At 61.1% G+C, this 25,938-nt stretch carries 25 protein-coding genes and 1 pseudogene; 9 read left to right on the forward strand and 17 right to left on the reverse strand.

All coding sequences use genetic code 11. The features are described 5' to 3' along the window. The first annotated feature begins 140 nt into the window (after positions 1-140). Entirely contained in the window at positions 141-785 is a 645-nt protein-coding gene (locus tag HDEN_RS15980; RefSeq protein WP_013217183.1) for a 2OG-Fe(II) oxygenase, read from the forward strand. Between the two features lie 65 nt (positions 786-850). Here the strand turns inward: HDEN_RS15980 and mdh are convergent, their stop codons facing one another. Together mdh and zapE are read right to left on the reverse strand one after the other, a co-directional pair. Then, complete coding sequence (gene mdh / locus HDEN_RS15985; RefSeq protein ID WP_013217184.1) at positions 851-1,822, reverse strand: malate dehydrogenase; 972 nt, start codon at positions 1,820-1,822, stop codon at positions 851-853. Between the two features lie 185 nt (positions 1,823-2,007). Further along, positions 2,008-3,111: a cell division protein ZapE gene (zapE, locus tag HDEN_RS15990; protein WP_041921704.1), complete on the reverse strand. Its 1,104-nt coding sequence runs from the start codon at positions 3,109-3,111 to the stop codon at positions 2,008-2,010. A 295-nt stretch (positions 3,112-3,406) separates the two neighbouring features. On the opposite strand from zapE, the gene HDEN_RS15995 reads away from it, so the two are divergent. After that, a complete protein-coding gene (locus HDEN_RS15995; protein ID WP_013217186.1) occupies positions 3,407-4,003 on the forward strand; it encodes a GNAT family N-acetyltransferase in 597 nt (198 codons plus the stop codon). Between the two features lie 553 nt (positions 4,004-4,556). On the opposite strand, the pseudogene HDEN_RS16000 reads toward HDEN_RS15995, so the two are convergent. The 8 genes and pseudogenes from HDEN_RS16000 to HDEN_RS16035 form a co-directional block, all read right to left on the reverse strand. Then, positions 4,557-4,951: pseudogene (locus HDEN_RS16000) on the reverse strand (VOC family protein). A gap of 47 nt (positions 4,952-4,998) precedes the next feature. Next, positions 4,999-5,778 carry a succinate dehydrogenase iron-sulfur subunit gene (locus tag HDEN_RS16005; protein WP_013217188.1) on the reverse strand — a complete coding sequence of 260 codons (780 nt, stop codon included), beginning with the start codon at positions 5,776-5,778 and terminating at the stop codon, positions 4,999-5,001. 138 nt (positions 5,779-5,916) lie between these two features. Then, positions 5,917-6,516 carry a hypothetical protein gene (locus HDEN_RS16010; RefSeq protein ID WP_013217189.1) on the reverse strand — a complete coding sequence of 200 codons (600 nt, stop codon included), beginning with the start codon at positions 6,514-6,516 and terminating at the stop codon, positions 5,917-5,919. Positions 6,517-6,601: 85 nt separating this feature from the next. Beyond that, positions 6,602-8,449 (reverse strand): succinate dehydrogenase flavoprotein subunit, encoded by a 1,848-nt coding sequence (gene sdhA, locus HDEN_RS16015; RefSeq protein WP_013217190.1) that lies wholly within the window; start codon positions 8,447-8,449, stop codon positions 6,602-6,604. 4 nt (positions 8,450-8,453) lie between these two features. After that, positions 8,454-8,834 (reverse strand): succinate dehydrogenase, hydrophobic membrane anchor protein, encoded by a 381-nt coding sequence (sdhD, locus tag HDEN_RS16020; protein WP_013217191.1) that lies wholly within the window; start codon positions 8,832-8,834, stop codon positions 8,454-8,456. A 2-nt stretch (positions 8,835-8,836) separates the two neighbouring features. Beyond that, positions 8,837-9,250, reverse strand: coding sequence for a succinate dehydrogenase, cytochrome b556 subunit (sdhC, locus tag HDEN_RS16025; RefSeq protein WP_013217192.1), 414 nt, complete (start codon positions 9,248-9,250; stop codon positions 8,837-8,839). A gap of 186 nt (positions 9,251-9,436) precedes the next feature. After that, complete coding sequence (locus tag HDEN_RS16030; RefSeq protein WP_013217193.1) at positions 9,437-10,495, reverse strand: MaoC family dehydratase; 1,059 nt, start codon at positions 10,493-10,495, stop codon at positions 9,437-9,439. A gap of 125 nt (positions 10,496-10,620) precedes the next feature. Continuing rightward, positions 10,621-11,562: an HpcH/HpaI aldolase/citrate lyase family protein gene (locus HDEN_RS16035; protein ID WP_013217194.1), complete on the reverse strand. Its 942-nt coding sequence runs from the start codon at positions 11,560-11,562 to the stop codon at positions 10,621-10,623. 161 nt (positions 11,563-11,723) lie between these two features. On the opposite strand from HDEN_RS16035, the gene pdxY reads away from it, so the two are divergent. From pdxY to HDEN_RS16055, 4 genes are all read left to right on the forward strand, one after another. Next, positions 11,724-12,524: a pyridoxal kinase gene (gene pdxY / locus HDEN_RS16040; RefSeq protein ID WP_013217195.1), complete on the forward strand. Its 801-nt coding sequence runs from the start codon at positions 11,724-11,726 to the stop codon at positions 12,522-12,524. Positions 12,525-12,546: 22 nt separating this feature from the next. Further along, entirely contained in the window at positions 12,547-12,918 is a 372-nt protein-coding gene (gene arsC / locus HDEN_RS16045; RefSeq protein ID WP_013217196.1) for an arsenate reductase (glutaredoxin), read from the forward strand. A gap of 123 nt (positions 12,919-13,041) precedes the next feature. Continuing rightward, positions 13,042-14,235, forward strand: coding sequence for a Na+/H+ antiporter NhaA (gene nhaA, locus HDEN_RS16050; RefSeq protein WP_013217197.1), 1,194 nt, complete (start codon positions 13,042-13,044; stop codon positions 14,233-14,235). 19 nt (positions 14,236-14,254) lie between these two features. Beyond that, positions 14,255-14,893, forward strand: a complete 639-nt coding sequence (locus tag HDEN_RS16055) for a carbonic anhydrase (RefSeq protein ID WP_013217198.1) — start codon at positions 14,255-14,257, stop codon at positions 14,891-14,893. Positions 14,894-14,925: 32 nt separating this feature from the next. Here the strand turns inward: HDEN_RS16055 and HDEN_RS16060 are convergent, their stop codons facing one another. The 5 genes from HDEN_RS16060 to ccmA all read right to left on the reverse strand — a co-directional run bounded on the left by HDEN_RS16060 (position 14,926) and on the right by ccmA (position 18,030). Continuing rightward, positions 14,926-15,516, reverse strand: a complete 591-nt coding sequence (locus HDEN_RS16060) for a DsbE family thiol:disulfide interchange protein (RefSeq protein WP_013217199.1) — start codon at positions 15,514-15,516, stop codon at positions 14,926-14,928. A gap of 4 nt (positions 15,517-15,520) precedes the next feature. Further along, positions 15,521-15,691 carry a heme exporter protein CcmD gene (ccmD, locus tag HDEN_RS16065; RefSeq protein ID WP_013217200.1) on the reverse strand — a complete coding sequence of 57 codons (171 nt, stop codon included), beginning with the start codon at positions 15,689-15,691 and terminating at the stop codon, positions 15,521-15,523. A 1-nt stretch (position 15,692) separates the two neighbouring features. Continuing rightward, positions 15,693-16,448, reverse strand: a complete 756-nt coding sequence (locus tag HDEN_RS16070) for a heme ABC transporter permease (protein ID WP_013217201.1) — start codon at positions 16,446-16,448, stop codon at positions 15,693-15,695. A gap of 296 nt (positions 16,449-16,744) precedes the next feature. Then, the gene (ccmB, locus tag HDEN_RS16075) at positions 16,745-17,410 is read right to left on the reverse strand and encodes a heme exporter protein CcmB (protein WP_013217203.1); all 666 of its coding nucleotides are present in this window, start codon (positions 17,408-17,410) and stop codon (positions 16,745-16,747) included. Continuing rightward, positions 17,407-18,030 carry a heme ABC exporter ATP-binding protein CcmA gene (ccmA, locus tag HDEN_RS16080; RefSeq protein ID WP_013217204.1) on the reverse strand — a complete coding sequence of 208 codons (624 nt, stop codon included), beginning with the start codon at positions 18,028-18,030 and terminating at the stop codon, positions 17,407-17,409. Before ccmA ends, ccmB begins: the two co-directional genes overlap by 4 nt. Before the next feature lie 234 nt (positions 18,031-18,264). Between ccmA and acnA the strand changes: the two genes are divergently transcribed. Next, positions 18,265-20,979 carry an aconitate hydratase AcnA gene (gene acnA / locus HDEN_RS16085; RefSeq protein WP_013217205.1) on the forward strand — a complete coding sequence of 905 codons (2,715 nt, stop codon included), beginning with the start codon at positions 18,265-18,267 and terminating at the stop codon, positions 20,977-20,979. A 263-nt stretch (positions 20,980-21,242) separates the two neighbouring features. Continuing rightward, the gene (locus HDEN_RS16090) at positions 21,243-22,016 is read left to right on the forward strand and encodes a DUF1223 domain-containing protein (RefSeq protein ID WP_013217206.1); all 774 of its coding nucleotides are present in this window, start codon (positions 21,243-21,245) and stop codon (positions 22,014-22,016) included. Positions 22,017-22,158: 142 nt separating this feature from the next. Here the strand turns inward: HDEN_RS16090 and HDEN_RS16095 are convergent, their stop codons facing one another. After that, the gene (locus HDEN_RS16095) at positions 22,159-24,240 is read right to left on the reverse strand and encodes a M3 family metallopeptidase (protein ID WP_013217207.1); all 2,082 of its coding nucleotides are present in this window, start codon (positions 24,238-24,240) and stop codon (positions 22,159-22,161) included. Between the two features lie 450 nt (positions 24,241-24,690). Between HDEN_RS16095 and HDEN_RS16100 the strand changes: the two genes are divergently transcribed. Beyond that, positions 24,691-25,077 carry a DUF2794 domain-containing protein gene (locus HDEN_RS16100; RefSeq protein WP_013217208.1) on the forward strand — a complete coding sequence of 129 codons (387 nt, stop codon included), beginning with the start codon at positions 24,691-24,693 and terminating at the stop codon, positions 25,075-25,077. A gap of 74 nt (positions 25,078-25,151) precedes the next feature. Here HDEN_RS16100 and HDEN_RS16105 read toward each other — a convergent pair whose 3' ends face one another. After that, positions 25,152-25,919, reverse strand: a complete 768-nt coding sequence (locus HDEN_RS16105) for a Bax inhibitor-1/YccA family protein (RefSeq protein ID WP_013217209.1) — start codon at positions 25,917-25,919, stop codon at positions 25,152-25,154. Positions 25,920-25,938 lie beyond the last annotated feature (19 nt).

Raw genomic sequence — 25,938 nt, forward strand, 5'->3', positions numbered from 1 at the left:
TGATTAGGCCGCTTTTTCGGCCAGTAAAATCGATGTTGGCGCCTGGTCCCTGCAGTTTCGGACCGGCGTCCTATGAGGCGCATTCGGCACCGCCGCGAATCCAGTTGGAAGAATGGGATGGTCTGCAACGGGAGATATTCATGTCTCAGGAATTTGCATGCATCGACATCGAAAGCTTGAAATCCGCGCGCACAGGGCACGATCCTTATAACTTCCTCATCGGCGAGAACTTCATTCGACCGCAGGCGATAAAGCCTTTGAAGGCCGACTATCCGGATCTTAGAGAACCCGGCTTCTTCACCGAGGCCGACGTCGGCAGCGGCGCGCACGGAGAGTTCGCGAAGCTGCTGCAAGATCTCAAAAGCCCCGAGGTGTCGGAGATCGTTTCCGAGAAGCTCGATATCGATCTCGTCGACAAACCTAAGATGATTACGATCCGCCGCGTCTCGCAGGCGAAAGACGGCCGCATCCACACGGATGGAGAAGCCAAGATCGCGACCATGCTGACGTACCTGAACGACAAATGGGACGGCACGGCCGCCGGCTGCCTTCGCGTCCTGCGCAATGGCAAGGACTTCGAAGACTATGTCGAGCAAATCAGCCCTTTGACCGGAACGGTGTTCGCCTTCCGCCGGTCCGACTGTTCCTGGCATGGCCACACGCCTTTCGTCGGCGAGCGCCGCGTCGTCCAAATGACGTGGCTTCGCAGTGAAGAAGATGTCGCCCGGAAGGAAAGACGCGGTTCCCTGTCCCACAGCCTGAAGAAGATCTTTCATTTCGGCTGAAGCGAACGCTTGCGCGTTCGCGTGACCGTGCCTGAGGCGGATCGCGTGCACAGCGCGCTCCGCCCTCAGCTTGCGAGTGCTGGACTGATTTTCTTGCAGGCGTCGATCAAGCTCTGGACGGACGCGACGGACTTGTCGAACATCGCCTTTTCGTTTTCATCCAAGGCGAGTTCCACAATCTTCTCGATGCCGCCCGCTCCGATGATCGCGGAGACGCCGACATAAGTGTCCTTGATCCCGTATTCGCCGTCGAGATGGGCGGCGCAGGGCAGCATCCGCTTTTTGTCTCTGAGGTAGCTCTCGGCCATCGAGATTGCGGACGCGGCCGGCGCATAGAATGCCGAGCCCGTGCCGAGCAGAGCGACGATCTCGCCGCCGCCGCCGCGCGTGCGCTTGATCATCGCGTCGAGCTGTTCCTGGCTGAAGAACCCGAGCTTCACGCAGTCAGGCAGCGGGACGCCGCCGATCGTCGAATAGCGGACGAGCGGCACCATGTCGTCGCCGTGACCGCCGAGCGTCAACGCGCGAACGTCTTCGATCGAAACGCCGGCCGCTTCGGCGAGGAAGCAGCTGAAGCGCGCGCTATCGAGCACGCCGGCCATGCCGACGACTTTGTTGGCCGGAAGGCCGGTGAACTTCCTCAGCGCCCAAACCATCGCATCGAGGGGGTTCGTGATGCAGATGACGAAAGCGTTCGGGGCGTGCTGCTTGATGGCGGCGCCGACCTGCTCCATCACCTTCAGATTGATGCCGAGAAGATCGTCGCGGCTCATTCCGGGTTTGCGCGGAACGCCAGCCGTCACGATGCAGACATCGGCTCCGGCGATTGCGGCGTAGTTTTCGGGGCCGGCGCCGGACAGCTTGGCATTGTAGCCCTCGACGGCGGCGGTCTGGGCGAGGTCGAGCGCCTTGCCCTTGGCAACGCCTTCGATGATGTCGGTCATGACGATGTCGCCGAGTTCCTTGAGACCGGCCAGCAGCGCCAGCGTGCCACCAATCTGTCCCGAGCCGATCAATGCGATTTTGGCGCGCGCCATTCGAGCTTTCCCCCGAGGAAATTTAACCAGTTGCAGATGAGAACGACTATTCCGTTCTTTCGCCTAATCAAGTTCGTTGGCGGCTCAAAGGCAAGCCGCAACTTTGGTATCAAACCGATTGCAGCGGACATACGACGCCCACATTGCATCAATGAATAAATTCAGTGCCTGGTTCAGTGTCTGGTTCAGTGTCTGGCCCGGCCGCCCGAATGACCCGCAAGATAGGCCTCCGAGCGCATTTCTGTGAGGCGCGACGCCGTGCGCTGGAACGCTTCCGATCCGCTCCCCTCCGGATAGAGGGCGGACGGCTCGGCGGCGGCGGACGCGATCAAACAGATACGGCTGTCGTAAAGGGAGTCGACCAGGTTGATGAACCGCCGCGCCACGTCGCGACGTTCCGGCGTCAAAACCGGGATGTCGTCGATGATGACCGTGTGAAAGGCGTGGGCGATATGGAGATAATCGTTGGCGCCGAGCGGACGATTGCAAAGTTCATCGAAGCTGAAGCGCGCGACACCGACGGACGCCAGCGGAACGACGAGCTTCCGTCCCTTGACCTCGAGGGTTTGGGGTTTTCCCGGATGCTTGCCGGTGAGGCGGTCCCAGTGGGCATCGAGCGACGCGCGCGCGACGGCATCGGCGGGATAAAAATAGAGCTGCGCGCCTGACAGCTTGTCGAGCCGGAAATCTTTCTCGGACTGCAACTCGACCACATCCATGTGTGCGCCGATAAGATCAATGAACGGGAGAAAGAGCTGGCGGTTGAGGCCGTTTTTATAGAGGTCCGATGGCCGCGCATTCGACGTCGCGACGACGGTCACGCCAGCTGCGAAAAGATTTTGAAACAGACGGCCGAGGATCATCGCGTCGGCGATATCGGAAACGTGCATCTCATCGAAGCATAAGAGACGCGCCTCGCGTGCGATGGCGCTCGCGACATGCGGGATCGGATCGCCGGGCGTCTCGTCTCGCGCCGCGCCGATGCGATCGTGTACGTCGGCCATGAACTCGTGAAAGTGCGCGCGCCGCTTCGGTTCGAATTCGATGGTCTCGAAAAAAAGGTCCATCAGCATGGTCTTGCCACGGCCGACGGCGCCCCAGACGTAGAGCCCTTTCGGGGTCTCGGAGGATCTTCCGAGCAGACGCGAGAATACACTGCGGTTGCGATGGCTGGCGACGAGGCTCGCCTGCAATTCGTCGAGCCGGGCTGCGAGGAAAGCCTGCGCCGGATCGGGCTCGATCTCGTGCTCCGCCAGACGTTGTCGGTAACCGTCGATAATCGTGCCCATGCGCCCAGCCCAAATTGCCATGCCTCGGTAGTCGGGATGATGCTCGGCACGCAACACCGGGCGGGCTCCGCCGGTGTGAGGGGTGCGCGACCGAATGTCACCTCTGCGACGAACGGTGGAACCAAGGGCGCCGAAAAGCGCCGTCGGCTGAGGTTTTCAGACATCCGTCGCCCAAAAATGCACTACTGCGTTGCAGCAAGTCCTTGTTGCTTCGCACAAATTAAGCATCATTTCCCAATAGATTACGAGGGCTTGGCGACCCGGCGGCGCCGAGCTCCGACTTAAGAGGCTAGTCATGCTTGATGATGCTCACGTCGAAAGCGACGCGCATTTTGGATTTATTCGGCGTCTCCTCGCCAGCGAAAGCTATCTGTTCAGGGATCACCTGCAGCGGCTCGACGGCGACGCGCGCCATCGCCGGTTCGGTCATGACGTTTCAGATGCCTTCATCGCAACCTATGCGGCGCACGCTAGCGACTTCGGAAACGTGACGTTCGGATATTTCGTCGACGGCGTCGTTCGCGGCGTTGCCGAATTGCGTCCCGGCACTTTGATGCGCGAGGCAAATGCCGAAGTTGCATTCTCGGTCGAAAGAGCGTTCGCCAATCGCGGTATCGCAACGCAATTGATGGGGCGCGTCATTCGCACTGCACGCAATCGCGGCTACAGCCACCTCACACTCGTCTGCATGCCAAGCAATGCGAAGATGCAGGCGATCGCGCGTCACTACGGTGCCGACCTCAAGATCGAGGATGGATCCATCTTCGCCGACATCGTTCCCAATCGCGCTGATTACAGATCGCTTGTCGCCGACATGATCGATGAGCCGATGACATACTTGCACTCGGCGCTCGACATGCAGGCGCGCATCAACGGAGTGAAGCCGTTTTGATCCGTTCACGGCGCAACGGGACGGCGAAAGCGCGAATCGTGATTCGAAATTGGGAATCAAAAATCGGGGAAATTCGCATCTCCCAATCTCCCGAAAGGGGAATAGGGCGGCGAAAATAAGAAAAATTGCGACATTTACGCAACAATTCGCGTTAATAAACTCCTTTTTATGCGATATATCAAACTTCTTTGTCTACAAACTTCGCGAATTTGCTCATGTTTGTTGAGTTCGAGCTGATTCGAACTCTAGAGGGAGACTAAACCTATGGCTAAAGCAGCTAAGAAGGCACCTGCGAAGAGAAAGAAGCCGGTCGCGAAGAAAGCCGCCAAGAAGACGGTTCGCAAGGCAGTGAAGAAGACGGCGAAGCGCAAAGCCGCCTAATTCGGATTGGTACTCCCGGGTTCCGGATTGGGCATTCGAGCTTGGGAGTAAACCGATTACCGGCACTTCGGTGTCCAATACTTTCAAATGGTCGGCGACAGCGATTAGCGTCACCGGCCATTTCTTTTTTCAGAGCCGCTTCGAACAGATTTTGAGACGTTGCCGGGCCGCCCTATTCGGGCAAATGGGTCACCGCTTCGATGTTGTGACCGTCCGGGTCCAGAACGAAAGCGCCGTAATAATTCTCATGATAATGGGGTCTTAGGCCCGGCGGGCCGTTGTCACGGCCGCCTGCGGTGAGCGCTGCTTCGTAAAAAGCTTGAACCTGTTCGCGGCTGGTCGCGGCGAACGCCACATGTAGACGGCCTTTTAGCGGCGATCCTGTCCCGATCCAGAATTGGGGCCGTTGACGCCCGAACCCGGCGTAGCCGTCGGCGCCGTCCTCCGACAGGCTCACTTCCTTCAGCATCACGATGCCAAGCGGCGCCAGGGACTGCTTATAGAACGCGAGAGAGAGCGCCCATAATCGGTGATGGGGAAGCCGATGTGATCGAGGATGTCCTGCATGGCATGACCTTTCTCTGATCCGGCGCGCTCAGCCCATCTTCAATGCTTCAGACGCGGCGTTCGACCATCAGTTTTTTCAGCTCCGCAATCGCCTTGGCGGGCGACAGACCCTTTGGGCAGGCCTTGGCGCAATTCATGATCGTGTGGCAGCGATAGAGGCGGAACGGGTCTTCGAGATTGTCGAGACGCTCGCCCGTCGCTTCGTCACGGCTGTCGATGACCCAGCGATAGGCCTGCAGAAGGATCGCGGGGCCGAGGTAGCGATCGGAATTCCACCAGTAGCTTGGGCACGACGTCGAGCAGCACGCGCACAGAATGCATTCGTAGAGACCGTCAAGCTTGCTGCGATCATCGCGCGACTGCTTCCATTCCTTCGGCGGCGTCGCGGTGTCGGTCTTGAGCCACGGTTCGATCGAGCGGTGCTGCGCGTAGAAGTTGGTCAGGTCGGGAACCAGATCCTTCACGACCTCGAGATGGGGCAGCGGATAGACCTTCACCGGACCTTTGATGTCGTCCATGCCCTTGAGGCAGGCGAGCGTATTCGTGCCGTCGATGTTCATCGCGCAGGAGCCGCAGATGCCTTCGCGGCAGGAACGGCGGAACGTCAGCGTCGGGTCGATCTCGTTCTTAATCTTGATCAGCGCGTCGAGCACCATCGGCCCGCACTGCTTGCGATCAACCTGATAGGTGTCGATGCGAGGATTTTCGCTGTCGTCCGGATTCCAGCGATAAATGCGAAATTCTTTCCAGTCGCCTTCGCGGTCGGGCTGGTTCCAGGTTTTGCCGCGCGTGAGCTTGGAATTTTTCGGAAGTGTGAGCTGAACCATGTGATTGCCGAATGACCGCGTGACGAGAAAAGATCGCCACGACAGAAGCGCCTATCGGGCCACCCTGTCAACGGCAGCGCTCGTCGCGGGAGGCCGTTCTTTGGTGCCTAAAGCCGATCGGCTTTTCAGCGAAGCGCGTTAAGCAGGCTTCTGATACGTCTTGAGCTCGGCCACCAAGGCGACCAGACGCTCGGCGATGTCCGCGCCCGTGTCGACGGCCGCGCGCAGCGTCACGCGCGTCTGAAGGACGGTGTTGAGACGATCCTGCTGCTCGCCGAAGGCAAAGAAGATCTCTTCCGGCGCGTCGATGTCGCCGTCTTCGATCGAGGTCATCACGTCGAACGCGTTCTGAGCGGCGAGAACCAGCATCGATGCGATATCGTTCATGAGTTGCAGGTAGAGGCGTTGCGCATCGGCGCGGATGCGCTGCCCGTGCACGCCGAACTTCAACGGAGCGGAGGCCTGGCCGCCTTCACCCGCGAAGACGCGCGGATGACGCTGGAAGCGGCGGAAAATCTCGGCGAGCCCCATGCAGCACGTTTCCAGATCGCGGAGCGCGGCGGACGTCTTGCGTTTCGTTCGCGTACGCGTCGCGAGCTTTCCCTCGCCCGACCAGTTGATCGCCGCGATCGAGGTTATCGCGCCCAGCGCCGCGAGCGCGGGCAGCACGGCCGCGAACGGATCGGGCGGCATACGGGTGTCGGATTCATCGACCGGTTCGGATGTGGACTTGCTCAATGGATGCGGCTCCTCAAGGCGCCGCACCATACCGCGTCTTCATGGCGACGCGCTATTTCTACCCGCCGCACGCATAACGAAACGATCAATAAACGCGTGCTTTCGGTTCGATGTACTTGACTTCGTTGGTCATCGTCCGGGTGTGCACGGGCCGCTCGTCGAGCTTCACCGTCTTCGTGGCGTAGTCCGCCCAGGCGAGCGTGTGCTTCATCCAGTTGACGTCATCGCGCTTGGGATAGTCTTCGCGTGCGTGCGCGCCGCGGCTTTCCTTGCGATTTTCGGCGCCGGTAACCGTCACGGCGGCTTGCGCGATGAGGTTATCGAACTCGAGCGTTTCGACGAGATCGGAATTCCAGATCAGCGACCGGTCGGTGACGGAAATATCCGCCGCGTCGCGCCAGACGGCGGCGATCTTTTCGACGCCTTCTTTCAGAACCGGACCATCGCGGAAGACGGCGCAGTTCGCCTGCATTGTTTTCTGCATGCGCAGGCGGAGCGCCGAGGTCGGCGTCGATCCCTTCGCAAAGCGGAACCTGTCGAGCCGGTCGAGGATCTTGTCGTCGGCGTCCTTCGGCAGTTCCGTCTGCATCGCGCCGGTTTCGATCGTCTCGGCGCAACGAAGACCCGCCGCGCGGCCGAAGACCACGAGGTCGATGAGCGAGTTCGAGCCGAGCCGGTTGGCGCCATGCACCGAGACGCACGCGGCCTCGCCGATCGCCATCAATCCCGGCACGACATGATCGGGATTGCCGTCTTTCTTGGTCAGAACCTCGCCGTGATAGTTCGTCGGAATGCCGCCCATGTTGTAGTGGACCGTCGGCAGCACGGGGATCGGCTGACGGCGCAGATCGACGCCCGCGAAGACCTTGGCGCTCTCTGTGATGCCAGGCAGGCGCTCGGCCAGGATCTTCGGATCGAGGTGGTCGAGATGCAGAAAGATATGATCGCCTTCGGCGCCGACGCCGCGGCCTTCGCGAATTTCAACCGTCATCGAGCGCGAGACGACATCGCGGGATGCCAGATCCTTGGCGTGCGGCGCGTAGCGCTCCATGAAGCGCTCGCCTTTGGAATTCGTCAGATAACCGCCTTCGCCGCGTGCGCCTTCGGTAATCAGAACGCCCGCGCCGTAGATGCCGGTCGGGTGGAACTGCACGAACTCCATGTCCTGCAGCGGCAGTCCGGCGCGGAGCACCATGGCGTTGCCGTCACCGGTGCAGGTGTGCGCCGACGTGCATGAGAAATACGTGCGGCCATAGCCGCCGGTCGCGAGGATGGTTTTCTTGGCGCGGAAGCGGTGCAGCGTTCCGTCTTCGAGGCTCAGCGCGATGATTCCGCGGCAGGCGCCGTCGCGATCCATGATCAGATCGAGCGCGAAGTATTCGACGAAGAATTCCGCCGCGTAGCGCAGTGACTGCCCATAAAGCGTGTGCAGCATCGCGTGGCCGGTACGGTCGGCGGCGGCGCAGGTGCGCTGTGCGGGCGGACCTTCGCCGAAGTCGGTCGTCATGCCGCCGAACGGGCGCTGATAGATCTTCCCGTCTTCGGTGCGCGAGAACGGCACGCCGTAGTGCTCGAGCTCGTACACGGCGGCCGGCGCGTGGCGGCAGAGATATTCGATCGCGTCCTGGTCTCCGAGCCAGTCGGAGCCCTTGACCGTATCGTACATGTGCCAGCGCCAATCATCCGGACCCATGTTGCCGAGGGCCGCCGCGACGCCGCCTTGCGCGGCAACGGTGTGCGAACGCGTCGGGAAAACCTTCGTCACGCACGCCGTTTTCAGTCCGGCTTCGGCGCAGCCGAGCGTGGCGCGCAGACCGGCGCCGCCCGCGCCGACGACAACCACGTCATATTGATGATCGACGATCGGATAGGCCTTGCCGCCGACAGCCGGTGCGGCCGAGGCTCCGTTCGTTTTGCCGTTCGTATTCGCCATGTCCCTAAGCCCCGAAGCTCAGCTTCAGCACGGAGAAGATGCTGACGAGCGCAACGACAATTGTGAAAAAGGTATTGAGCATCAGCGCGACGATCTTCGCCCCTTCGCCGTGCACGTAGTCTTCGATGATCGTCTGCATGCCAAGGCGCATGTGGATCGCGCCGGATAGCACGAGCGAGAGCAGGCCCAGCGCAACGAGCGGATTGCCAAGCTGACGCTTGACGGTTGCGTAATCGGCGCCGGTCAGCGAGACCACCAGCCAGACGAGGAACACTGCCAGGACAACGTTCGCCACCGCAGTAACGCGCTGCTTCCAGAAGTGGTCGGCGCCTTCTTTCGCGGAGCCGAGGTATCTCGCCGTTTTGAGAGGCGTTCGCATCGTCATGATCAAAGCCCTCCCGACATGGCGACGCCGATCCAGATCAGCGCTGTCAGGACGAGCGATCCGGCCAGCGTTCCCCAGGAGAGCAGATCGACGGTCTTGAGATCGTAGCCGCGCCCCGTGTCCCAGATGAAATGCCGGAGACCGCCGAGCAGGTGATGCATGAGCGCCCAGGTATATCCGAGCAGGACGATCTTTCCTGGCCACGATCCGAGCAGGCCGGCGACGTAATCGTAATAGTCCGGCCCCGAGGCCGCCGCGAGGAGCCACACCGCCAGCAGAAGCGAGCCGACATACAGCGCAACGCCGGTTATGCGATGCACGATCGACATCATCATGTTGATCAGCGGCGAATAGATCTGGAGGTGGGGAGAAAGCGGCCGCTCCGGTCGCGAACTACGCCCTGGGATGGCTTGCATTGGATACCTTCTAATCTCGGAGCAGCGTTTTAGCGTCTCGCAGGCCACGCGGCAATTCTCCAAATGCCACATAACCCGAACGTCGAAACGGACAAACAAAATCGGCGAGGCCCGGCGCGCACGAATGCGAACGCACGCCGACGCCAAGATAGAACGTATCGTCAGCCGATCGCAACGATCAGCCGGTCAGCGCGGAAGGACGAGCCACGTGTCGAGATCGAGCACGACGCCTTCGGCATACTCGCCTTTTTCGTTCTTCAGCGGCAGCGTCGAGCAATCCTGATTCTTGACGCCGACCATGCGGACGCGCAGCGCGCCAATGTCCTTGCGATCCGGAATCTCGGCCTTTTCGAGTATTTCCGACCACGCGTAGATCGTGTCGCCGGCGAACGTCGGGGCGACGTGACGGCCGCCGTTGATCGCGGCCAGATGGAATGCGTTGCCGAGGCCGTTGTAGGAAAGCGCGCGAACGAGCGAGATAACGACGCCGCCATAAACGATGCGCTTGCCGAACCGGCCCTTGGCCTCGGTGTGCTGATTGAAGTGAACCTTCGCGGTGTTCTGATAGAGGCGTGTCGCGGTCTGATGCTCGGCTTCCTCGAGCGTCATGCCGTCGACGTGATCGATTTTCTCGCCCGCTTTGTAGTCGCCCCAACGATGCGGCGAGCCCGCGAGCGCGAGATCGTATTTCGAGATGTCGAGCGGGGGAACGGCCGACGCGATGTCCTTCGGATCGACGCGGTCGGCCAGTTTCGGCACGACGGCTTCCGGCGCGGGCGATCCCTTCGTGCGCTTTCTCACCATCACCCAGCGGCAATATTCGAGGACGACCTGGCCATCCTGATTGCGCCCGGTGGAGCGGACGTAAACCGTGCCGGTTTCTCCGTTGGAATTTTCTTTTAGTCCGATGACTTCCGATGTGGAGGTCAGCGTGTCGCCGGGATAGACCGCCTTCAGGAAGCGGCAATCGGCGTAGCCGAGGTTGGCGATGGCGTTGAGCGAGATATCCGGCGTCGTCTTTCCGAAGACGACATGAAACGTCAGAAGGTCATCGAGCGGCGCTTTCGGATAGCCGATCGCCTTAGCGAAGGTGTCGGCCGATTGCACAGCGAACCGTGAACCATAAAGCGCCGTATAAAGCGCGACGTCGCCATCAGTGACGGTGCGCGGCGTTGCGTGCTGAATGACCTGACCGAAGCGAAAATCCTCGAAGAAATTGCCTGCGTTGGTTTTCGTGTCCGTCATCGGTCTCGCCTTCGTTGCCGCCGGTTGTTGCGGTTCTTTTTCCGGATGTGGGACGTGAACCGCAACCCTTTTCGGGACTGCGAGACGCGATCAAGGGCCGCAGACGCCTCGGTTTCTATGCGGGCTCAGAACCACGGCTCCTCGATGCGCGCTCGCGCATCGATGGCGTCGGCAATGGCGGCAACCCTTTTCGCCATGACGAGATGCAAGCGCTCAACCATCCGTCCCTCGACGGTTATGACGCCTTTGCGGGCGTTTTCCGGTTGTTCGAAGGCTTTGATGATCTTGGTCGCCCAGGTGACCTCGTCGTCGCTTGGCGAGAAAATTTCGTTGCAGGGCGCGACCTGCGAGGGATGGATCAGGGTCTTGCCGTCCATGCCGAGCGTGCGACCGTGTTCGCATTCGGCGCGAAAACCAGAATCATCCTTAAAATCGTTGTACACACCGTCAATAACGTCCAACCCGTACGCGCGCGCCGCGACGAGCGTCATCGCCAGCCAGGGCACGACGGCGAAGCGGTTGCTGCCGGCCCTTGCGCGGCTTTCCTTCAAGAGATCGTTGGTGCCGACGACGAAGCACGCGAGACGGTTGTCGGGGTCAGGTCCGCACGCCGCGATTTCGCGGGCGTTGATGATGCCCATCGGCGTTTCGATCATGGCCCAGAGCCGAATGCGCGCGTCGGCATCGGCGGCCTTCAACACCTTCGCCGTGCCGACGATATCGCCGGACTGAGATACCTTCGGAACGAGGATCGCATCGGGTACGGCCGCGATCGCCGCCTGAAGATCGGCCATACCCCACGGCGTCTCGATGGGATTGACGCGCAGAATGACTTCGTGCGAGCCGAATTCGCCTGCGTGAATGGCGGCGACCGTCTGCTTGCGGGCCAACTCCTTGTTCGCGGGCGCGACGGAGTCCTCGAGATCGAGAATGATCGAGTCCGCGGCAAGCGTCTTGGCTTTGTCGATGGCGCGTTCGTTATCTCCTGGAACGTAGAGAACGCTGCGTCTTGGTCTCATCGCCATCGGCGTCGGCTCCGGAGCTGCGGGGATGGTGCGGCGCACCATAACGCATCCGAGCGCGAGGCATACCTCAACTTTCGAGCCAAGCGATAAACGTCACGGCGCGCATTAACGCGGATGCGCTGCTGAGGAGCCGTGTTAGAACGCTTTGCTCGCCCAGTTTGAATGGGTGCGCCTCCGCACGATCTTCAAGCGTAATCAGGACCATGCGCCGAATTCTCGTTATTTCATCGCACGTCGCGCAAGATACGGTCGGGCTGAGCCCTACCATCGCTCCGCTGCAACGGGCGGGGATCGAGGTCGTGGCGCTGCCGACCGTGGTGCTGTCGAACCATCCGGCGCGCGAGAAATGCGCGGGCGTCATTCTCGAGCCGGCTGCGCTGGAAAAGATGAGCGCCGCGCTTGAGGCGAACGGCTGGCTCGGTACGTTCGATGCTGTGCTTTCCGGATATCTGCCGTCGGTCGGGCATGCGACGTGGGTCGCGAGGCTCGTCAAGCGGATGCGCGAGATCAGTCCGCAGATCATTTACGTATGCGATCCAATTCTTGGCGACGATCCGGAGGGCCTTTACATCGATGCGGCCGCGGCGGCGGTGGTGCGCGACGCGCTGGTTCCACTTGCCGACGTCGCCACGCCCAACCGGTTCGAGCTGAGCTGGCTCGCACGTCAGGACGTGCAATCGCCCGAGGATGCGGCGCAGGTGGCGTTGACGCTCGCCTGTCCGATCGTGGCTGCGACGTCCATTCCGTCGGGGCCTGATGAGTTGGCAAACGTACTCGTCCAGAGCGGGAACGTTCAAATCAGTACCGTGAAAAAGCTTGCGGACGTTCCCCACGGCACGGGGGACCTGTTTACCGGCTTCCTGACCGCACGCCTGCTCAACGGCGCGTCCGTATCGGATGCATGGAACCATGCAACGCAAGGCGTTGCCTTCGGCGTGGAAGCCAGCCGCGGCAGCGATCGTCTCATGCTGCCGCTGATCGACTGGGCCTGGCTTTCAACATGAGGAAAGCCGGAAAGGACGCCTAATGACGATTACGATTTATCACAACCCGGCTTGCGGTACGTCGCGCACGACGCTGGCAACGATCCGCGAGCACGGCGAAGAGCCGCGCGTGATCGAATATCTGAAGACGCCGCCAACGCGCAAAGAGCTCGTGCAGCTCATCACGGCGATGGGCATCACCCCGCGTGCTCTACTTCGGCAAAAAGGGGCGCTATATGAGGAACTTGGGCTCGCCGATCCGGGCCTTGGCGACGACGCGATCATCGACGCGATGATGGCGCATCCGATCCTGATCAACCGCCCGATCGTCGTAACACCGCTCGGTACGCGCCTCTGCCGTCCGGCGGACACCGTGCTTGAAATCTTACCGAAGCGGCGCGCCTCTCAAGCATAAGGTTTCATCCGCTTACACGCCCGTAGCCGCAGTCCACGATGCGGCGATGCGGTCCAACGTTTCGCTTGCCCCGACAGGCCGTGCTACCTACGACTTCCCTATTTGAGAAATCAAAGGTCATAAATGAAGCCGGAAACGACTACGACGGGCGTCAGCCGTGAAGCCGCCGCAGGATTGGCGCTGCTCGGTGCCGCGGTTCTCGCACTCATCATCGCGAATTCATCGTATGCCGATGCTTACGACCGGGCGCTCGCACTGCCGTTAGCCGTCGGCATCGCGCCGTTCGCGCTGTCCAAGTCGCTGTTGCACTGGATCAACGACGCCTTGATGGTGATCTTCTTTTTCGTCGTCGGGCTCGAGATCAAGCGCGAGATGCTGCGCGGCGCGTTGTCGAACCGCAAGGCCGCACTGCTTCCAGTGATCGCGGCATTGGGCGGTATGATCGTGCCTGCGCTCATCTATGCAGCGATCAATTGGAACAACAATATCGCGCTTCGCGGGTGGGCGATCCCGGCCGCGACCGATATCGCGTTTGCCGTCGGGGTTCTAGCGTTGCTCGGTTCGCGCGTGCCGCAAAGCCTCAAGGTTTTTCTTTTGGCGCTCGCGATCATCGATGATCTCGGCGCCATTCTGATCATCGCGTTTTTCTACACCGGCGACCTGTCGCTGTCGGCGCTGGCGCTCGCCTTTGCCGGTGTTGCGGGCCTTGTACTTCTCAACCGCTACGGGGTGATGCGGATGTGGGCGTATGCTCTCGTCGGCGCGTTCGTCTGGTTGTGCGTGTTGAAATCCGGCGTCCACGCGACGCTTGCCGGTGTCGTGACCGCGCTCGCTGTACCGCTGACAGACGGCCGGGGCCGCGAAGGGCCGCTCGAAGCGACCGAGCATCGACTCGGGCCGTGGGTCAGCTTTCTCATTCTGCCGATTTTCGCACTCGCCAATGCGGGGGTTTCGTTTGCGGCGATTTCGCTGCGGGACTTCACCTCGCCGATTTCGCTCGGCATCGCGCTCGGCCTGCTCATCGGCAAGCCGCTCGGGATTTACTCTTTTGCCAAGGCTGCGATGACGAGCGGGCTCGGTGCGCGACCGGATGGCGCAACGGAGATGCAGCTATTCGGCACAGCCATTCTCGGCGGTATTGGCTTCACGATGAGCCTGTTCATCGGCATGCTGGCATTCCCTGATGCGCAGGTGAACGGTCACGTGAAACTCGGTGTACTGAGCGGTTCGCTGATGTCGGCCATTCTCGGATACAGCGTGCTTTTGAGGACCAACACCCGTTTGCGCAAAGGCGCGACGCTGCGCGGCGGCTCGTAAGAAGGAGAACCCACGGACAATGAAGAGCTTTCCCGACTCCCTTTCCGATCGCTATCGCCGCTTCAAGTTTCGGCACTTCACGCCGAACGCCGCGCACTACGAGAGGCTCGCGACGCAGGGTCAGGACCCGCAGACGATGATCATCTCGTGCTCCGACAGCCGCGTCGATCCGGAAACGATCTTCAGCGCCATGCCGGGCGAGCTGTTCGTGCTGCGCAACATCGCCAATCTCGTTCCGCCCTACGAAACGGGCGGCAACTTCCACGGCGTCAGTTCGGCGATCGAATTCGCGATCCTCAATCTCAATCTCCGTCATCTGATCGTTATCGGGCATTCCGGCTGCGGCGGCATCAAGGCGGCGTGGGACGAGAAAGCCGCCGTGCAGACGGAAGCTCATTTCGTCTCGCGCTGGATGTCGATGCTGGACGAAGCGCGTTTGGAAGTTCAGCGCAATCATCCGGATGCTTCGCCTGAGTTCAAACAGCGTGCGCTCGAGCAAGAAGGCGTCATGCAGTCGCTGAAAAATCTGCGGACGTTTCCGTTCGTGCGCGAGCGCGAGGAGAAGGGCTTGCTGCAGCTGCACGGCGCGCACTTCGACATCGCGACGGGCATGCTCACCGTCTATGACAACGAGACGAAGAAATTTCAGTCGCTCTGAGTTGAGTTTTTCGTCGGACGGCGCCCGGTCGATCAGGACCCGGACGCTGTCGAGCCCGCCTCCGCGCGGGCTTTTTCTATTGCGGGAAGCAATTTCGCCGTCAGCGCGCCTTCGGAAATCGGACCGACGTGCTTGTAGACGATCTGGCCTTTGCCATTCACGACGAACGTCTCGGGCGTTCCGTAGACGCCCCAGTCGATGGCGGCCCGGCCCGACGAGTCCGTGCCAACCGCCGTATAGGGATTGCCGAAGCGGCCGATGAACCGGCGCGCCGCGTCCGCGCGATCCTTATAGTTGATGCCGTAAATGTCGACGTTCGCCATGCTTTTCAGTTTTTCGAGGAACGGGTGCTCCTCGATGCAGGGCACACACCACGATGCCCAGTAGTTGACGACGGAAACCTTGCCCTTGGCGAGGTCGGCGCTGGTGAAGCCAGCTTCGGGTGTCCCGTTCGCGGATTCCAGACCTTCGATGGGTGGGAACACGCCCTGCGGAACCTGCCGGCCGACGAGCGTCGAGGGAAGAAGCGACGGATCGCCGGTGTGCAGCGCTATCGCGAAAAAGCCCGCGACGGCGGCAAAAAGCAAAACCGGCAACAGACGTAGAAATTTCGATCGATTCACAGTCTTACTCCACGGCGCCTGCCGAGCGGCGTCTCGCGCCACGCTTTTCGAGTTCCTCCATCGCGGCGGCTTGCCTTCTGCCATCGAAGACGAGCCAGGCGATGAGGGCCGCGACGACGATGGTCACGGCGGCATAGGAAATCCAGATGAAAGCGGCGTGCGGTCCGAGGTCCATGCTAGGTCGCCGACCCCGACGCTGCGAGCCGGTCACGGCCGGCGACGACCTGCGCGCGCATGGCCTTCACGCGGCGACGCATGATTTCGTTGCGCATGGCCTTTAGATGCATGGCGAAGAACAGCAGCGTAAATCCCAGCGCCATGATGATCAGCGGCCAGCGCATGCTGGGATCGACGGTCGATGTGAAATCGGTCGATGGCTGATGCAGCGTGTTCCACCAGTTGACCGAAAACTTGATGATCGGAAGGATCGTGACGCCGACGAGCGCGAGCACCGCCGTCAGCTTCGCCGCGGCCGATTCATCTTCGAGCGCGGCGCGGAGCGCCATCAATCCGAGATAGAGGAAGAACAGGATCAGCACCGACGTCAGGCGCGCGTCCCACACCCAATAGGTGCCCCACATCGGCTTACCCCAGAGCGACCCCGTCAGCAGCGCCAGAAACGTGAAGGCGGCGCCGATCGGCGCGGCGGCCTTGGCAGAAACGTCGGCAAGGGGATGCCTGAATACGAGAAGCCCGAAGCTCGATACGGCGATCAGGCCGTAGATCATCATCGAGAGCCACGCGCAGGGCACGTGGATATACATGATGCGCACCGTCTCGCCCTGCTGATAGTCGGCGGGCGAGTCGAAAAACGACAGGTAAAATCCGACGGCAATCAAGATTGCGGCCGCGGCCCACGCCCACGGAAGCACTCTCGCGGAGAGCCCCATGAAACGGGTCGGGTTGGCCAGTTGCTGCGTCAGCGTTTGCATGGACGGGGATGTAAGGCTTTCGCCAATTTTAAGCAATGAATGGCTGGCCTAGCGAGACTTAAAAATCTGAAACATTGCAAGGTGAAGAGAGAACAGGAAAAGCAGCTTTTCCTGCCAGGGCATCTCGGATTTTATCAACATTGCCAGATGCACCACATAAAGTAGGAAAACGAAAGATTTCCGCATTTGATAGCTCCCATCTAGCCGCCACCGCGCCGAATTTACGCGCGTCGCGGAGGTGTCAACCGGAGGCGAGCCTGCGGCCGAGATGGTTGCCGTTCAAAATTTCCCGACAATTATTGAAGTTGTATGCGGAGGGCGGCGGCGGCGGCGATGGGTCCGAGGACGACGGCGGCGAGCGATATCGCGGTCAGGATCAGAAACGCCGCACCGATGCCGGAAGGTCCCATCGTGGCGCTGACGGCCGATATGCCGAAAATCAAGGTCGGGACATAAAGCGGCAGCACGACGAGCGCCAGCAGCAAGCCGCCGCGCCGCGCCTTCACCGTCAAGGCGGCGCCGATGGCTCCGAGGAAACTGACCGCCGGGGTGCCGGCGAGCGTCGTTGCGACGAGGACCGGATAAGCTCCGAGGTCCAGGTTGAGCAAAATCCCAAGCACAGGCGCGAGCAGCGCCAGCGGGATGCCGGTCGTCAGCCAGTGCGCCAGCGCTTTCGCGGCGGCGACGAGTTCGAGCGGCAGGCGGCCGGTTGCGAGGACATCGAGCGTGCCGTCCTCGTAGTCGGCTTCGAAAATGCGGTTGAGCGACAGCAGCGCCGCCAGCAGCAGCGCGATCCACAAAATGCCGGCCGCAATGCGCGCCAGCAGATTGAGGTCCGGCCCGAGGCCGAGCGGCATCAGCGAGACGACGACGAGAAAGAAGCCCAGCGCCGTGCCGATCGCGCCGCCTTCGCGGACAGCCAATCGCAGGTCGCGGCGAACGAGTGCCCAGAAACTCGTCACGCGGCCATCCTTTGCGAAGCGATTGTCAACGTGCGGGCGCGCTCCAGCGCCAGCGGGACATGCGTCGCGACGATCGCGATGCCACCCTCGCGCGTATGATCATTGACCGCGGCCACGAGCCGGTCGGACGACGCGATATCGAGCGATACGGTCGGCTCGTCGAGAAGCCAGAGCGTGCGTGGCGCAAGCAAAAGACGCGCGAGGCCAAGCCGCCGCCGTTGTCCGGCTGAAAGATAAGCCGCCGGAAATTCCACGAGATCTTCCAAGCCGAAGTGATGAAGCGCGCGCTCGATCCGCTCGGTGCTCGCCGCTTGTCCGCCGAGATATTCCGCCCAGAAGACAGCGTTTTCGAAAACCGTCATGCTCGACTTGATAGCGTTGGCATGACCAACGACGTGCGCCTGCTCCGTGATCGTCAGTTCGCCGTCACCGCCGTCGAGCCGGACCGTTCCGCTCGCGGGGCGGATGAAACCCGCAATCGTTCGGAGCAAGGTCGTCTTGCCCGCGCCGTTCGCTCCCGACAGGACCAGGGTTTCCCCCTCGGAAACCGAAAACGACAGGCCATCGATAACGATGCGGCCGCCCCGCTCTATGACCAAGTCTTCGGCAATGAGTTGCACAGGGACGGTTTCCGTGACTGCAAAATGAACGATGGCTGCTGCATTTTGCCTGCGACGCCATCGCCAAAACGTGAAGGGGTTCACTTTTTTGAAGGATTATATAAAAGGCACGTTGTATCCTTCGCTAGCGCAAAAGCGGGGATCGCGCGGCATCGTCAGCGATGTCGCGGGATGTCCTCGATCCGCCGGCACTCCGGCGGCGCAGCCCTTCGTCCTAACTTCGGAGGCCTGACCTTGAGCGCACTCACACCTACATCCAACGACAGCTTCAATTGCCGCAAGACCCTCACTGTCGAGGGCAAGCCCTACGTTTACTATTCGCTGCCCGATGCCGAGGCCAACGGCCTCAAGGGCATTTCCAAGCTCCCTTATTCGATGAAGGTTCTGCTCGAGAACCTGCTGCGTCATGAAGACGGACGCACGGTGACGAAAGCCGACATCGCGGCCATGGCCGATTGGCTCGATAACAAGGGCAAAAAGGAAAAGGAGATCGGCTTCCGTCCGGCGCGGGTCCTGATGCAGGACTTCACCGGCGTTCCGGCCGTCGTCGATCTCGCGGCGATGCGCGACGGCATGACGAAGCTCGGCGGCGATCCGTCCAAGATCAATCCGCTGGTGCCGGTCGATCTCATCATCGACCATTCGGTCATCGTCGATGAATTCGGAACGCCGAAGGCGCTCGCCGACAACGTGGCGCTGGAATACGCGCGCAACGGCGAACGCTATAACTTCCTGAAATGGGGCCAGGGCGCGTTTCATAATTTCCGCGTCGTGCCGCCCGGCACCGGCATCTGCCATCAGGTCAATCTCGAATACCTGGCGCAAACGGTCTGGACGAAGCAGTTGCCCGACGGCTCGACCGTCGCCTATCCCGACACGCTCGTCGGCACCGACAGCCATACGACGATGGTCAACGGCCTTGCCGTGCTCGGCTGGGGCGTCGGCGGCATCGAAGCGGAAGCGGCGATGCTCGGGCAGGCGCAGTCGATGCTCATTCCGGAAGTCATCGGCTTCCGCCTGACTGGCAAGCTCAACGAAGGCGTGACGGCGACGGACCTCGTCCTGACCGTTACGCAGATGCTGCGCAAAAAGGGCGTCGTCGGCAAATTCGTCGAATTCTACGGTCCCGGCCTCGACAGCATGACGCTCGCCGACCGGGCGACGATCGGCAACATGGCGCCGGAATACGGTGCGACGTGCGGGTTCTTCCCGGTCGACTCGGAGACCATCAATTATCTCATGATCTCGGGACGCGATGCGCATCGCATTGCGCTCGTCGAAGCCTACTCGAAGGCGCAGGGCCTGTTCCGCGAGTCGGGCTCCGCCGATCCGGTGTTCAGCGACACGCTGGCGCTCGATCTCGGCGACGTGGTGCCGTCGATGGCTGGACCGAAGCGGCCGGAAGGCCGGCTCGCGCTCGGCGACATCAAGAGCGGGTTCGAGACCGCGCTGGCGTCGGAATACAAGAAGCCGGGCGAGCTTGAGAAGCGCGTTCCGGTCGAGGGCAAAGCCTACGACATCGGGCATGGCGACGTCGTCATCGCGGCGATCACGAGCTGCACGAACACGTCGAACCCGAGCGTTCTGATCGCAGCCGGGCTTCTCGCCCGCAATGCCGTCGCGCGCGGATTGACGAGCAAGCCGTGGGTGAAAACATCGCTCGCGCCTGGATCGCAGGTCGTCGCCGCTTATCTCGCGCAGTCGGGATTGCAGACCTATCTCGACAAGATCGGTTTCAATCTCGTCGGCTTCGGCTGCACCACCTGCATCGGGAACTCGGGACCGCTGGCGCCGGAGTTGTCGAAGGCGATTAACGACAACGGCATCGTCGCGGCGGCGGTTCTTTCGGGCAACCGCAATTTTGAAGGCCGTGTCAGCCCTGACGTGCAGGCAAACTATCTCGCCTCGCCGCCGCTCGTCGTCGCGCATGCGTTGGCGGGGACCGTGCTCAAGGATCTGACGAAAGATCCAATCGGAACCGGCAGCGACGGCAAGGCCGTCTATCTCAAGGACATCTGGCCGACCTCGCAGGAAATCCAGAAGTTCATCGCCGAGAACATCACGCGCGACATGTTCAAGGCGCGCTACGCCGACGTGTTCAAGGGTGACACGAACTGGCAGTCGATCGCGATCGGCGGCGGGCTCACCTACGGCTGGAACGGCGAGTCGACCTACGTTCAGAACCCGCCCTACTTCCAGAGCATCGCGCGCGATGCGAAGCCGGTCGGCGATGTCGTGAATGCGCGCATTCTCGGGCTGTTCGGCGACAAGATCACCACCGACCACATCTCGCCCGCCGGATCGATCAAGACGTCCAGCCCGGCCGGACGCTATCTGCTCGATCACGGCGTGCAGCCCGTCGACTTCAACCAGTACGGTACGCGGCGCGGCAACCACGAAGTCATGATGCGCGGCACGTTCGCCAACATCCGCATCAAGAACGCGATGGTGAAGGACGCCAACGGCAACGTGAAGGAAGGCGGCCTGACGATCCATTATCCGTCGGGCAAGGAGATGGCGATCTACGATGCCGCCATGCTCTACGAACAGGAGAACGTGCCGCTGGTCGTGTTCGCCGGTATCGAATACGGCAACGGCTCATCGCGCGACTGGGCAGCAAAAGGCACCAACCTGCTTGGCGTGCGCGCCGTCGTTGCGCAGTCGTTCGAGCGCATCCATCGTTCGAACCTCGTCGGCATGGGCGTCGCGCCGTTCACGTTCCAGGATGGCACCTCGTGGCAGACGCTCGGGCTCAAGGGCGACGAGACGGTCACGATCCGGGGCCTCGCCAAGGTGAAGCCGCGCGAGACCGTCAATCTGTCGATCACGCGGGCCGATGGAACGTCGTTTGACGTGCCGGTGCTCTGCCGTATCGATACGCTGGACGAGATCGAGTACTTCAAGAACGGCGGCATTCTGCATTACGTGCTGCGCAATCTGGCGGCGTAAGCAGGTTTTCACCGATCGCGATAAACAAAGGGGCGCGCTGCGCCCCTTTTTGCTGCCGGCGTCGTCGCGTTAAGATGAATACCGCGCTCCTCACCCGTTCGTGACAGGGCTTTCCGGGCTTTCACTTTCTGGCCATCACGCTAGAGAGTAAGAAAGATCAGAGGTGACAGCATCACCTCGCTGGGGTTTTCCGACTGCGGAAAGACTTCGGCTCTTTTGTTTTGTCGTGCTTCCCATACGAAGCACGACTAGGGCGAGCAGAAATGCGTTTTCGCGATAGTCTTCTGGCAGCAGTCCTGGCGCCCGTATTCGCCGTCGCCACCGCGTCGTCTCTCGCAGCTCAACCCGCTGGCGAGGAGGGACAGCCCGCTACGCCCGTGCGAGCTGTCGTCGAGCTGTACACGAGCCAAGGTTGCTCATCTTGCCCGCCGGCGGATGCGCTGCTCGACAAGCTTGCCGCTGACCCGTCGATCATCGCGCTGACGTTCCCCGTCGATTACTGGAATTATCTCGGCTGGAAAGACACGTTTGGTTCACCGCGCAACAGCGAGCGGCAGCGCAACTATGCCCGCGCCCGTGGCGACGGCGCCATCTATACGCCGCAAGCGATCGTCAACGGCGAAGTTCACGTCAACGGCGCATCGGAAGCCGAAATTCAGAGCGCAATCGAGCGGACGTCGGACAAGGTCGGACCGCGGCACATTCCGATCCGTTTCTGGCAGGAGCGGAACACGCTGAACTTCGCGCTCGGCGGAGAGGAAGCCGGGCACGGACCGCGCGAGGCGACGATCTGGCTTGGTGTCGTGCAAACGTCCGGTACGGTCGACGTCAAGGACGGCGAGAACCAGGGCAAGCAGCTTACGTACAAGAACATCGTGCGTGAGCTGACGCCGATCGGAATCTGGAAGGGACAGCCGCTTGCGATCCAGCTTCCGCGCGCTGCATTGATGCAGGCCGAAGTTCAGAAGATCGTGGTGCTCCTGCAGGAGGACCGCAGCGGCCCGATCATCGGCGGAACTCTCGCGGGCCTGTGGTAGGCTCTGACGCTTGTTGCCCTCTATACGGCATGGCCGCCCTCCGAGGCGGCCATCCAGAGCGCGACACTCAATCTCCGGAACAATCGGCTCTGGATGGCCGGGTCAAGCCCGGCCATGGCGTCGAATTTAAATGCGCAAAAAGTTAAGCCGCCAGGCCTCGCTTTTTCAGCAACCCATCGATCTTCGGCGGACGGCCGCGGAACGCGACATAGGCCGCATGCGGATCGCGGCGATTGCCCGCCGAATAGATGAACTCATAGAGCTTTTTCGCGGTCGGACGATGGAACACGTCGCCCGCTTCCTCAAACGCTTCGAACGCATCGGCGTCCATCACTTCGGACCACAGATAGCTGTAGTAGCCCGCCGCATAGCCCGACATGATGTGCATGAAATGCGGGATGCGGTGGCGCATCACGATCTCGTCCGGCATGCCGATGTCTTTGAGCGTCTCGCGCTCGAAGCCTTCGACGTCGCCGATGGGATTGCCATTGGCAGAATAGAGCGCCATGTCGACCAGCGCCGACGACGTATATTCGACCGTCGCAAAACCCTGATTGAAATTACGCGCGGCGAACAGGCGATTGCGCAGCGCTTTCGGCATCGGCTTGCCGGTCTTGTAATGCAGCGCGTGCTTTTCGAGCACTTCCGGCGTCGACAGCCAATGCTCATAAAGCTGCGATGGCAGTTCGACGAAATCGCGCGAGACGGCGGTTCCGGAGATCGACGGATAGCTGACATCCGACAACAGGCCGTGCAGAGCGTGGCCGAATTCGTGGAATAGCGTGCGCGCATCGTCGAATGACAGCAGAGCAGGTTCGCCGTCAGCGCCCTTGGCGAAGTTCAGGACATTGATGATGACCGGCGACTGGCCTTTCGCCAGCTTATGCTGCGAGCGGAATGCCGACATCCAGGCGCCGGACCGCTTCGAGGGCCGTGCGAAATAATCGCCCATGAAGATGCCGACATGATCGCCGGACTTGTTCAGGACTTCCCAGACCCGGACTTCGGGATGATAGCGCGGCAGGTCGGTCCGTTCCTTGAATCGCAGGCCGAACAGCCGCGTCGCGCAACCGAATGCGGCGCGGATCATGTTGTCGAGCTGCAGGTACGGCCGGAGCTTCGACTCGTCGAAATCGAATTTGGCTTTGCGCACCTTCTCGGCGTAGTAGCGCCAGTCCCACGGCATGATGAGCGAATTATCGCCGCTTGCACGGGCTTCGGCGAGAAGCGCATCGTGCTCTTCGCCAGCGCGCTTGACGGCTTTGCGCCAGACGCCTTGCAGCAGATCGTCGACCGCGTCCGGCGTTTTCGCCATCGTGTCCTGCAGGCTGAACTCGGCGAAGGATTTGAATCCCATCAGCCGCGCATATTCGCTGCGGAGCGCAACGGCCTCGGCAACGATCTGACGGTTGTCGGTATCGCCGTCGTGAGCGCCGCGCTTGACCCAGGCTTCGAAAGCCTGCTCGCGCAGATCGCGGCGGCTGGAAAACGTCAAAAATCCTTCGACGCTGGAGCGTGCCAGCGTGATCATTCCCTTGCCATCGACCTTGGCATCGGCGGCGGCACGCTCGGCGCTTTCCTGCAGCGTCGACGGCAGGCCCGCGAGATCGGTCTCGTCTTCGAGAACGAGCCGCCAGGACTGCTCGTCCTTCAGAACGTTCTGCATGAACTGCGTGACGAGCGTCGCGAGCCGGGCGTTGATTTCCTTGACGCGCGATTTTTCCGCAGGCGACAGGCGCGCCCCGGCGCGGACGAATTCGAGATGATGGCGTTCCAGCACGCGGCGATCTTCGTCGCTGAGCTTCAGCGACTCGCGGCGCTCGTAAAGGTCAGCGATTCGCTTGAACAGACGCTTGTCGAGGAGAATTCGCGTTTCATGTGCCGCGAACCGCGGAGCCATATCGCGCGCGACTTCCTGCAATTCCGGAGTCGAGTTGGAGCCCTCGATATTCCAGAAAACGGAGGCGATGCTGGAGAGCTGCCAGCCGCTCTTCTCGAGGGCCAGAATCGTATTTGCGAATGTCGGCTTGGCCGGATTCGACGCGATCTTTTCGATCTCTTCCTTGTGCTGGCGGAAGGCGGCTTCGAGCGCGGGCTTGAAGTGGCGAGCTTCGATTTTGTCGAATGGCGGAAGCCCGAACTCGCTATTCCATTTGGCCGTCAACGGGTTGATTGCAGACTTGGGCGGCGCCTTGGCGGCCGGTTTCCGTGCACGTGCTATCATCCTGCGATCGCTATCCATTTTCGCTTCAGCGTAACTTGATATAATCACAGTTTTTCTCGTTGTCTCAAATAACGATCCTGTCATGCGACACGAAAAAAGGGCCGGATCGATCCGGCCCTTGAAGGGTATCTGGCAGGGATTGTCTTGGACGGGGAAGCCAAGACAGGAGAGGGTAATCAGGAGGGTTGCCGAGACCTAGCTCCGAAACTGTGGCCCCGGGGGGCTGGGGGGCTGAGTGTCCAGAGCCGGTTGTGAAGCAAGGTCTCGGTCAACCGTTATCTCTATCGCGTTTTAATACGGCGGATTGTGGCCAGTTGGTCGTCGCGAATTTGTCGGATGCGAGGTAATTCGGTGCAAAGGAGTCTCTACAAGCTATCGCAATAAGCGAGTTCTTGCTTTCGCCAAGTATTGGGGCGATCCTCAGAAAAGGTCAGCAACGGACGACTCGATTTGAGCGAGACAACCGATCCGATAGTTTTCCGCCCGCGACGCGCGGGGCATCACGCGGCTCCCGAAACGCACGGTTCCGAGCCAAACCGGCCGACTTCCTTCGACAGGCATGAACTTGCCGCCATCCTTGATCTTTACGGGCGCAAGGTCGCGTCCGGAGCATGGCGCGATTACGCGATCGATCTGTTGCGCGATAAAGCCGTTTTTTCCGTCTTCCGGCGCTCGTGCGAATATCCGCTCTACCGGATCGAGAAGGATTTGCGCCTCGCGCGCAAGCAGGGCGCCTATAGCGTCATCGCGGCGGGTGGCCTGATCATGAAGCGCGGGCACGATCTCAAACGCGTGCTCAGCGTGCTCGAAGACAGGCTCGATCTGGTCAATTCCTGAGCAGCGACGGTAGCGCGGATATAAAAAAGGCCCCGAATTTTCGGGGCCTTTCGCATTCGATATTTCGTCTGACGTTAATTGCTGTCGCTGTTCATCAGACCCAGGATGTTCAGGATGTGGATGAACATCGTGATGAAAGAACCGTACAGCATGAACGCACCGAAGATCGAAGAGCGCTTCAGGGCATCCTCGCTGCCGTGAGACGCATTCTCGATGTACATCGACTTGATCGCCTGCGTCTCAAACGCCGTCATGACCGAGAAGAGCAGCACGACGACCGACGAGATGAGCAGGCTGACGGTCTTGCTCGTACCCGGGTCGGTGATGAAGAAGAAGCTCACCAGCATCGCGATGATCAGGCCGATCGACGCCATCGACAGGAAGCCGCTCCAGCCGGTCATGTCCTTCTTGGTCGTGTAACCGATGAGGCTCGTCGCCGCGAACGTCGCCGCCGCGATGAAGAAGGCCTGACCGATCAGGCCCGAAAGGCCGCGCGCGACGAACATTTCGATCATCGGCGAGATCAGGACGCCCCAGAGTGCGCAGTACGCCCAGAAGGCGCCGTGCGCGAGCGCGGTGCTACCCGAGAAGAACAGACGGGGGGCAAACCAGCCGAGACCCAGAAGCGCGGCGAAGATCACCCACTTCATCGGTCCGAGCGCGATCGCCTGCATGACGGCCGGGTTGGCCATCAACAGCATCACGACGACAGCGGTGCCGGCCACGCCGAGAGCCATATAGTTGTAGGTGCCGAGCATGAAGGAGCGCAGCCCCTGGTCTAATGCGCCGGATGTTCTCGCGCCGCCGATTGGCCCAGTCGGACGCGTAAAAACTTCAGCCATTGTCGTAAAATCCTCGTTT

It is taken from the genome of Hyphomicrobium denitrificans ATCC 51888, from assembly GCF_000143145.1.
Taxonomy (GTDB): Bacteria; Pseudomonadota; Alphaproteobacteria; order Rhizobiales; family Hyphomicrobiaceae; genus Hyphomicrobium_B; species Hyphomicrobium_B denitrificans.

Bases quoted from the DNA above. Each gene is read 5' to 3' on its own strand.
- HDEN_RS15980 (WP_013217183.1), top strand. From the start codon at position 141: ATGTCTCAGGAATTTGCATGCATCGACATCGAAAGCTTGAAATCCGCG.
- mdh (WP_013217184.1), bottom strand. From the start codon at position 1,822: ATGGCGCGCGCCAAAATCGCATTGATCGGCTCGGGACAGATTGGTGGC.
- zapE (WP_041921704.1), bottom strand. From the start codon at position 3,111: ATGGGCACGATTATCGACGGTTACCGACAACGTCTGGCGGAGCACGAG.
- HDEN_RS15995 (WP_013217186.1), top strand. From the start codon at position 3,407: ATGCTTGATGATGCTCACGTCGAAAGCGACGCGCATTTTGGATTTATT.
- HDEN_RS16005 (WP_013217188.1), bottom strand. From the start codon at position 5,778: ATGGTTCAGCTCACACTTCCGAAAAATTCCAAGCTCACGCGCGGCAAA.
- sdhA (WP_013217190.1), bottom strand. From the start codon at position 8,449: ATGGCGAATACGAACGGCAAAACGAACGGAGCCTCGGCCGCACCGGCT.
- sdhD (WP_013217191.1), bottom strand. From the start codon at position 8,834: ATGACGATGCGAACGCCTCTCAAAACGGCGAGATACCTCGGCTCCGCG.
- sdhC (WP_013217192.1), bottom strand. From the start codon at position 9,250: ATGCAAGCCATCCCAGGGCGTAGTTCGCGACCGGAGCGGCCGCTTTCT.
- HDEN_RS16030 (WP_013217193.1), bottom strand. From the start codon at position 10,495: ATGACGGACACGAAAACCAACGCAGGCAATTTCTTCGAGGATTTTCGC.
- HDEN_RS16035 (WP_013217194.1), bottom strand. From the start codon at position 11,562: ATGGTGCGCCGCACCATCCCCGCAGCTCCGGAGCCGACGCCGATGGCG.
- pdxY (WP_013217195.1), top strand. From the start codon at position 11,724: ATGCGCCGAATTCTCGTTATTTCATCGCACGTCGCGCAAGATACGGTC.
- arsC (WP_013217196.1), top strand. From the start codon at position 12,547: ATGACGATTACGATTTATCACAACCCGGCTTGCGGTACGTCGCGCACG.
- nhaA (WP_013217197.1), top strand. From the start codon at position 13,042: ATGAAGCCGGAAACGACTACGACGGGCGTCAGCCGTGAAGCCGCCGCA.
- HDEN_RS16055 (WP_013217198.1), top strand. From the start codon at position 14,255: ATGAAGAGCTTTCCCGACTCCCTTTCCGATCGCTATCGCCGCTTCAAG.
- ccmD (WP_013217200.1), bottom strand. From the start codon at position 15,691: ATGGACCTCGGACCGCACGCCGCTTTCATCTGGATTTCCTATGCCGCC.
- HDEN_RS16070 (WP_013217201.1), bottom strand. From the start codon at position 16,448: ATGCAAACGCTGACGCAGCAACTGGCCAACCCGACCCGTTTCATGGGG.
- HDEN_RS16090 (WP_013217206.1), top strand. From the start codon at position 21,243: ATGCGTTTTCGCGATAGTCTTCTGGCAGCAGTCCTGGCGCCCGTATTC.
- HDEN_RS16095 (WP_013217207.1), bottom strand. From the start codon at position 24,240: ATGATAGCACGTGCACGGAAACCGGCCGCCAAGGCGCCGCCCAAGTCT.
- HDEN_RS16105 (WP_013217209.1), bottom strand. From the start codon at position 25,919: ATGGCTGAAGTTTTTACGCGTCCGACTGGGCCAATCGGCGGCGCGAGA.